This is a genomic window from Deinococcus sp. (assembly GCF_018260405.1).
Classification (GTDB): Bacteria; Deinococcota; Deinococci; order Deinococcales; family Deinococcaceae; genus Deinococcus.
The window spans coordinates 25,558-33,042 of the sequence record NZ_JAGLBG010000016.1 but is presented as its reverse complement, the minus strand read 5'-3'; the positions used below and the strand labels follow the sequence as shown (position 1 = coordinate 33,042).

The following is a 7,485-nucleotide window of genomic DNA, read 5'->3' as shown; positions in this document are numbered from 1 at the left end:
GCACGGCTGCCGGGTTACGGGCGGGCCACCTCCTGCCCCCCTGGCGCAGCTTCCGATCAAGATGGACGGCGATAAGATCGTGGTCAGCGATTTTTTCCTGACCCCCCCTTACGGCTTTAGCAAGGATGAATGGGAAGCCCGTAAGCAAGCAGTGGAGAGTGCTCTCGGATGAACCAGTGGCTCGATGAACGCCTGCACCTCTCGCGCCTGAACGACAAGTTCCTGCGTAAAGCCTTCCCCGTTCACCACAGTTTCTTTCTGGGTGAAATCACGCTGTTCAGTCTGGTTATCCTGATTCTGACCGGCATTTTGCTGGCGCTGTCTTACGAACCGAGCAACTCGCTGGTTATCAATTCGTTCGATCCTGGCAGCGCGGACAAGCCTAACCTGGTTCCGGCGGCCTATCACTCGGCCCTCAAGATCAATGCCATGCCTTACGGCGACATGCTGCGCCGCATTCACCACTGGTGCGCCAATATCATGGTCGCCGCCGCCGTGGTTCACATGATGCGGGTCTACTTTACAGGCGCCTTCAAGAAGCCGCGTGAAATCAACTGGTGGATCGGGCTGCTCGCCATGATCTTCGCTGCGCTAACCGCCGTGACCGGGTACATCCTGCCCTACGACAACTACGCCTATAACACCGTCAAGGTGATCTACGGCATCGTGGCTTCGATTCCCTGGGTTGGTGCTTGGCTCGCGCAGGTCGCTTTCGCTGGCAACTTTCCTGGCGACGGGATCATTCCGCGTATTTACGGCTATCACATCATGCTGCTGCCCATGATTTTGCTGGCGACTACCGGGGCGCACATGCTCCTCATGATTAAGCAGAAGCACACCCAGCCGCAGTACGCCAAGCGACTGGCCTACAAGAAAATCGTGGGCGTGCCACTGATGACCCAGCAGACTCCGATCATGCTGCTGCTGGCGCTGCTGTTTGCCGGCATCGTGATGCTGTTTTCCGCCTATATGCCGGTTCACCCTGTCGAGTTCTTCGGGCCGCCCAGCACCGTGCCCATCAACAACATCAAGCCCGACTGGTATCTGCTGTGGGTCTTCGGTGCGCTGGCTATTATTCCCAGTATCGACATTCACCTGCCCGGCAACGGCACCCTAACCTCCGAATTCATCGGGGCCATGCTGTTCCCGGCCATTCCGCTGGCCCTGCTGTTCCTGACGCCTCTGCTCGACAAAAGCAAGGAAAACCTCTACTACGCCGAGAATCCCACCAACCACCCCAAACGTCTGGCGGCGGGGGTAGCGTTTATGGCCTTTATGCTGGTCATGTCGCTGGCCGGGTACAAGCCCGACCTTATCAGCGGCGGCGTTCTGAACAGCGGTAACGCCAACACGGTGCTCTGGATTCTCGTGTTCGTCGTTCCTGTCGTGATGTACTTCCTGACCCTGGCGATCGTGCGTCTGATTGGCCGTATGCACGACGCCGACAAGCGTGAACGTCTGGCCCGTGGGCAAGATCACGTAGCGCACTCGCACGACTAAACCGTTCCGTTCCTCTATGAAGCGTTCCACCTGGTGTGGGGCGCTTTTTGCGGTTGTTTGCCTTAGCCTGAGGTATGGATGATCTGGCCCCTTTACTGGCGCGGCACGCACACGACCTTAGACTCAGTACCGTATGACGTAAACGTCGATACGGCGCAGCCGCAGCCCATGACTTAACGTCTCATGGGCTGCGGCTGGTGTGTCGCTTAGGCTTTCAGGTGATCGGGACGCATCACGCTGACCTGCTCGCCCTGACGACTTCCGGCGGCGTAACCGACCTGGGCACCGAGCTGCCAGGCCAGCCGCAGCATAAATTTGATGGCTTCTTCATCGCCCGTCTGAACGAGCTGGTGTAGGTATTCGGGCAGTCCATCAGGCAGAGGCATAGCACTGAGCTGATCGCCATACTCGGCCCGCAGTTGCTCGAACCATTCGGCATACGGATTGGTCGGGGCATTTGCAGTCATGCTTAAGCTTAACATGACTACACTCAAGGAATATGAGGCCATTTCTACTAGCAGCTCCTTTTTGCCTTCTCTTTCCACTCGGGATAGAGGTGCGTCATGACGCCCTCTTAACCCGGCAGGCTCTTAGAGCATTTTGCAAAAGGATGGTGCTCTTTTGACCATCTTTTTGCCGAGTGGAACGAGTGAAAAAGAAAGCGCAGGACGGAGAATGAAGGGGGCGGCGGTATTGTTCCGGCGTGTCCATACTTCGGAGAACTGCTCTTAACTTCCCTTTGCTTTTTTGGCACGGTTGTATTGGCGCAAAAGTGTTACGCTTCACTCATGACAGCCTCGACTCACTCTGAATCCCAGGGCGATATCACCCTCAAGCCCCTTACCATCAGTGAATTCGGTGCTCAGAAGGCCAAAGATATTCTGGCCGGAAGCGGCAAGGAAAACGCTGGTGTGCGCGTTTTTATCAAGAGTGGTGGGTGCAGCGGTTACCAGTACGGCATGGCGATTGATGACCGTGAACTTGACGGCGATACTATCGTGGTCGACCGTGGAATCAAGTTGCTGGTCGACCGCATGAGCATTGACCTGCTGCGCGGCAGCGAAGTCGACTTTGTCGAAAATATGATGGGCGGCGGTTTCAGCGTCAACAACCCCAATGCCACCAGCTCATGCGGCTGCGGGCATTCTTTCCGTACCGATGGCACTCAGTCTCCCGATGGCGAAAACAGCGGCGGCTGCGGCAGTCATTAATCGGCAGTCATCAGGGCGTACTCCTAGTACTTCCGAAACAACTTATTGATTGAAAGGGCTTTTGACCGTTTACCTTCTCGGGGGCGGCCTGAAAGTCCTTTTTGGCTTTCTTTTTCAAGGTGAGTGGGGTCACGGCCTGCGGTCGGCCTTTCGCCGTCTCACACACAGAATTCTAGAAAGCGCTTTTAGCCTTGACACCTCTTAAACAGACCTTATACTGCCTTGACCAACTACAGATAGGGTAAGAGTTTACCCTTGTTCCCCGGAGGACCACTAATGAAAAAAATCGTAGCTCTTTCCGCCTTCCTGCTCGGCGCTGCCCTGGCTAGCCCGGCTAACAACAGCCTTGTGATCGGGACTTCGCAGGAGCCGCCAAACATTATGGACCCCTGGGTAACTAATAACTTGGCAATTTCCACTGAAGTCAACCAATGGATGGGCGCAGGTCTGACGGGCCGTAACAACGACGGCAGCCTGTACGCGGATATAGCGACCACCGTTCCTACCCTCGCCAATGGTCTGTACAAGGAAAACAAGTCGGGCGGCAAGGTCGTGAGCAACAGCCTGACCTACACCATTCGCCCCGACGCCAAGTGGAGCGACGGCACCCCCATCACCACCGCCGACTTCGAGTTCTGGCTCAAGGTGGAACTTGACGAGCGCGTGCCCGCCCCCCAGCGCTACCCGTGGGACGGCGCAAAGATCACCAAGAAGGACGACAAGACCTTTACCATCACCTTTAACCCACCTTACTTGTTTGCCCAGGTAGCAGGCGCTCCCGGTCTGGCTCCCAGCAAGCAGATGGCCGCTGGCTGGGCCGCGTTCGACAGCGCCACCAAGGGGATGAAACCCGGTGAAGCGCTCAACGACCAGTGGACCAAGTTCATCAGCCAGTACACCACCAGCAGCAACCTGCCCCAGGTGGTCGCCGGGCCGTTCAAGCCGACCTCCTGGAAGCCCGGCAACAGCCTGACGCTGACCCGCAACACCAACTACTGGCGCAAGCCCCAGGGCGGCGAGAGCAAGTACATCCAGAGCGTTATCTACCGCTTTATTCCCAACACCAACACCCTGAAGGTCAACATCCTGTCAGGCCAGCTCGACGCCGTGGCGACCGTGGGCCTGACCTTCGACCAGGCGCTCGACATGCAAAAGCGCCAGGGCAACAAGTTCACCACCTTCTTCGCCCCCGGCGCCGTGTGGGAGCATATCGACGTCAACACCCGTGGTCAGCGTTCCAAGGATTTGGGCCTCGACGACGCCCGTGTGCGTCAGGCGCTGCTGTACTCGGTTGACCGCGCCGCACTGGTCAAGGCGATGTTCCAGGGCAAGCAGCCTGTGTCGAACACCTTCGTTAACCCTCTGGCCCCTGTTTACGACAAGGACGTCATGGCTTACGGCTTCGACGCGGCCAAGGCCAAGTCGCTGTTCGCTGCTGCTGGCTGGAAGCCCGGCGCCGACGGCATTCTGGAAAAGAACGGCAAGAAGATGATCCTGAACTTCAGCACCACCGCCGGGAACGCCGTGCGCGAGCGCGTGCAGCAGATTCTCCAGGCCCAGTGGAAGGCCGTGGGTGTGCAGGTCAACATTCAGAACTATCCCGCCAGCGTGTTCTTCGGCCCCGATATGCTCAGCAAGGGCGAAAGCGGCAAGTGGGATCTGGCGATGTACGCCTGGAGCGCTGACCCCACCCTCGAAGGTGGCGACCTGTTCAAGTCCAGTGCCATCCCTAACGCCGCCAACGGTTACTCGGGCCAGAACAACTCGGGCTGGAGCAACGCCGAGTACAGCAAACTGCAAAAGCAGTCGGAAACCGAGTTCAACGCCGCGGCCCGCAGCAAGCAGTTCGCGCAGATGCAGGCCATCTGGGCCAAGGAACTGCCCTCGCTGCCGATGTACTTCCGTGCCAACCCCTACACTCGCGTGAATGATCTGGTCAACTACGACATGACCGCCATCACGCAGTACCCCACGTGGGACGCCTACCGCATCGGCTGGGCCAGCAAGGGCGCCGTGTCGGCCCACACCCAGAAGTAAAAGCCCCCTGTGGCCCAAGATGGTGCCTGAAAGGGCGTGCTAGACGAAGTGACGGTGCAGGGGAGAAGCGGGCTAAACAGTCGCTTCCTCCTGCCTCTTTTTTGCTGTAGGGTGCGCGGCCTGCCCCGAATGGGGGGCTGCGCCAAAAGGATAATGCCGATGAGGAAAAGCCGATGCTAAGTTATGCCCTTCGCCGGATTTTGCAGATGATTCCGCTGCTGTTCGTCATCAGTCTGGTGATTTATGGTCTGACGGCCTTGCAACCAGGCGACCCGGTCGACCAGATGATCTTCGGGAACCCCCATATTCGTCCGGAAGACGTGGTGAGGCTGCGTGAAGCGTACGGTGCCGACACCCCCTGGTTCGAAAAATACTGGACCTGGCTGACCCACGCCATGCGCGGCGATTTCGGGTATTCACGGGATTTCAGTATTCCAGCGACCCAGTTTATTTTTCAGCAGCGCCTGCCCAATACGCTGCTGCTGACCGTTCCTGCGCTGATTCTCAGCACGCTGATCGCCATTCCGCTGGGCATTTTTTCGGCGGTGCGGCAGTACAGCCTGCCCGACTACATCCTGACTTTCCTGAGCTTTATTGCTTCGAGTGCCCCAGTGTTCTGGATTGGCGTGATGGTGCTGTTCTTGTTCGCCGTGTGGCTGCCGCAGGCGACCAACGGCGCGATCAGTCTGCCGCCCGGCGGCCTGGGCAGCGCGGGCATGGACCCCTCGGCGGGCTTTGCGGCCTTCTGGGGCGACCGCCTGAAATACATGATCCTGCCGGTTATGGTGCTGATGCTGCGTGAAATTTCGAGCACGCTGCGCTACATGCGGGCCAGCTTTCTGGACGTGATTAACCAGGATTTTGTTCGCACGGCGCGGGCCAAGGGGCTGCCCAACCGCAGCGTGATCTACAAGCACGCCCTGCGCAACTCGCTTATTCCCATCGTGACCATCCTGGGCCTGTCGATTCCGGGCCTGTTTAGCGGCGCGGTGCTGACCGAAACGGTGTTTTCGTGGCCCGGCATCGGGCGTGCGCTGCTCGACTCGCTGGTGTCGAAGGACTTCAATGTCGTGATGGTCTGCCTGATGACGCTCGCCTTCCTGACGGTGATTTTCCAGCTGATCACCGACCTGCTGTACGGGCTTGTTGACCCGCGCATCCGGTACAACTGAGGTTAATGTGACTGCCACAACCACGGCTCCCGCCGAACAGAAAAGTTACTCGACCTTTCAGCTGGCGATGCGTAAACTGCGCCGCCACCGCGCTGCTATGATTAGCCTCACCTTCATTCTCCTGATCACTCTAGTCGCCCTTTTTGCTGGCGTCATCGCGCCGCACGACCCCAACGCGCAGGATTTGGCAAATACCTACGGGCCGCCGAGCCGTAATTTTCCGCTTGGTCAGGACGATCTGGGGCGCGACCTGTTCTCGCGCATCATCTACGGCAGCCGGATCAGTCTGGCGGTGGGCTTCTCGGTAGCGATCATGAGTGCGCTGCTGGGTACCTTCATGGGCCTGCTGTCCGGGTTTTTCGGTGGCCGCACCGACACCGTCATCAGCCGCTTTATCGAATTCATGCTGTGCCTGCCGACGCTGCCGCTTCAGCTGGTGATCTCGGGGCTGTTCGTTAGCAGCGACAAGCCCTTTATCGTCAATCTGCGCAACAACATGGGGCCGTCGGCCAGCGTGTTTATCATCATCTCGGTGTTTGTGATTTTCGGCTGGATGACCAATGCCCGCCTGGTGCGCGGCGAGGTCATGCGAATCCGCAACCTCGAATATGTGGACGCGGCGCGGGCGCTGGGGGCCAGCAACAACCGCATCATGTGGCGGCATCTGGTGCCGAATATCCTGGGCATTATCATCGTGAGCGCGACTTTTGACGTCGGTGGCGCGATTCTGGGCGAGGCGGCCCTCAGCTTCCTGGGCTTCGGCATTCAGCCGCCCGTTTCGACCTGGGGCAACATGCTCTCGAACGCGCAGGAAGTGGTGCTCCAGTACCCCTGGCTGCCTTTTTACCCCGGTCTGGCGATTTTGTTTACCGTGCTGGCCTTCAACTTTCTGGGCGACGGTCTGCGCGACGCCTTCGATCCCCGCGCCCGGCACTGACCCGGCAGTTCCGGTGATGCACACGCAGAGGCTCCGGCCTCTGTTTTTTGTGGTCTTGCGAAGGTTTACCGCGCAAGCGCACTATCCTGCGGTCATGATCGTTTTAGGAATTGACCCCGGCCTGGCGAACCTGGGGCTGGGGCTGGTGGAAGGGGATATTCGTAAGGCCCGGCACCTGCACCACGTCTGCCTGACCACCGAGAGTGCCTGGGTCATGCCCCGGCGCTTGCAGTACCTCCACGAAGAAGTCTCGCGGCTCATTGCGGAATACCAGCCTGACGCTGTTTCTATCGAAGACCAGATTCTGCGCAAGCAGGCGGATGTGGCGTTCAAGGTCGGGCAGGCGTTCGGGGTGGTGCAACTCGCCTGCGCCCAGGCCAAAGTGCCGGTGCATGCCTACGGCCCTATGCAGGTCAAGAAATCGCTGGTCGGTACGGGCCGCGCCGAGAAAGAACAGGTGATCTATATGGTCAAGGCGCAGCTTGGCATCCGCGAACTGTTTAACAACCACGCCGCCGACGCGCTGGCGCTGGCGCTGACTCACCTCGCCCACGCGCCGATGCAGGCCCGGACAGCGGCCAGCGCAGGCACCAGCACAGGCGCCGGAACGTTGGTGCGTTCCTGACCT

7 protein-coding genes are annotated in these 7,485 nt (G+C 59.0%); 6 read left to right on the top strand and 1 reads right to left on the bottom strand.

The genetic code is table 11. The features are described 5' to 3' along the window. Positions 1 to 168 precede the first annotated feature (168 nt). Positions 169 to 1,500 carry a cytochrome bc complex cytochrome b subunit gene (locus tag QZ269_RS03835; RefSeq protein ID WP_291424487.1) on the top strand — a complete coding sequence of 444 codons (1,332 nt, stop codon included), beginning with the start codon at positions 169 to 171 and terminating at the stop codon, positions 1,498 to 1,500. A 206-nt stretch (positions 1,501 to 1,706) separates the two neighbouring features. Here QZ269_RS03835 and QZ269_RS03830 read toward each other — a convergent pair whose 3' ends face one another. Beyond that, positions 1,707 to 1,967 carry a DdrH gene (locus QZ269_RS03830; RefSeq protein WP_291424485.1) on the bottom strand — a complete coding sequence of 87 codons (261 nt, stop codon included), beginning with the start codon at positions 1,965 to 1,967 and terminating at the stop codon, positions 1,707 to 1,709. A 321-nt stretch (positions 1,968 to 2,288) separates the two neighbouring features. Here QZ269_RS03830 and QZ269_RS03825 point away from each other — a divergent pair, with 321 nt between their 5' ends. The 5 genes from QZ269_RS03825 to ruvC all read left to right on the top strand — a co-directional run bounded on the left by QZ269_RS03825 (position 2,289) and on the right by ruvC (position 7,482). Beyond that, a complete protein-coding gene (locus QZ269_RS03825; RefSeq protein ID WP_291424483.1) occupies positions 2,289 to 2,711 on the top strand; it encodes an iron-sulfur cluster assembly accessory protein in 423 nt (140 codons plus the stop codon). A gap of 276 nt (positions 2,712 to 2,987) precedes the next feature. Next, positions 2,988 to 4,748, top strand: a complete 1,761-nt coding sequence (locus QZ269_RS03820) for a peptide ABC transporter substrate-binding protein (protein WP_291424481.1) — start codon at positions 2,988 to 2,990, stop codon at positions 4,746 to 4,748. Between the two features lie 173 nt (positions 4,749 to 4,921). Beyond that, positions 4,922 to 5,920, top strand: coding sequence for an ABC transporter permease (locus QZ269_RS03815; protein WP_291424479.1), 999 nt, complete (start codon positions 4,922 to 4,924; stop codon positions 5,918 to 5,920). Positions 5,921 to 5,927: 7 nt separating this feature from the next. After that, positions 5,928 to 6,857, top strand: coding sequence for an ABC transporter permease (locus QZ269_RS03810; RefSeq protein WP_291424477.1), 930 nt, complete (start codon positions 5,928 to 5,930; stop codon positions 6,855 to 6,857). Between the two features lie 94 nt (positions 6,858 to 6,951). Then, positions 6,952 to 7,482 carry a crossover junction endodeoxyribonuclease RuvC gene (ruvC, locus tag QZ269_RS03805; RefSeq protein ID WP_291424475.1) on the top strand — a complete coding sequence of 177 codons (531 nt, stop codon included), beginning with the start codon at positions 6,952 to 6,954 and terminating at the stop codon, positions 7,480 to 7,482. Positions 7,483 to 7,485 lie beyond the last annotated feature (3 nt).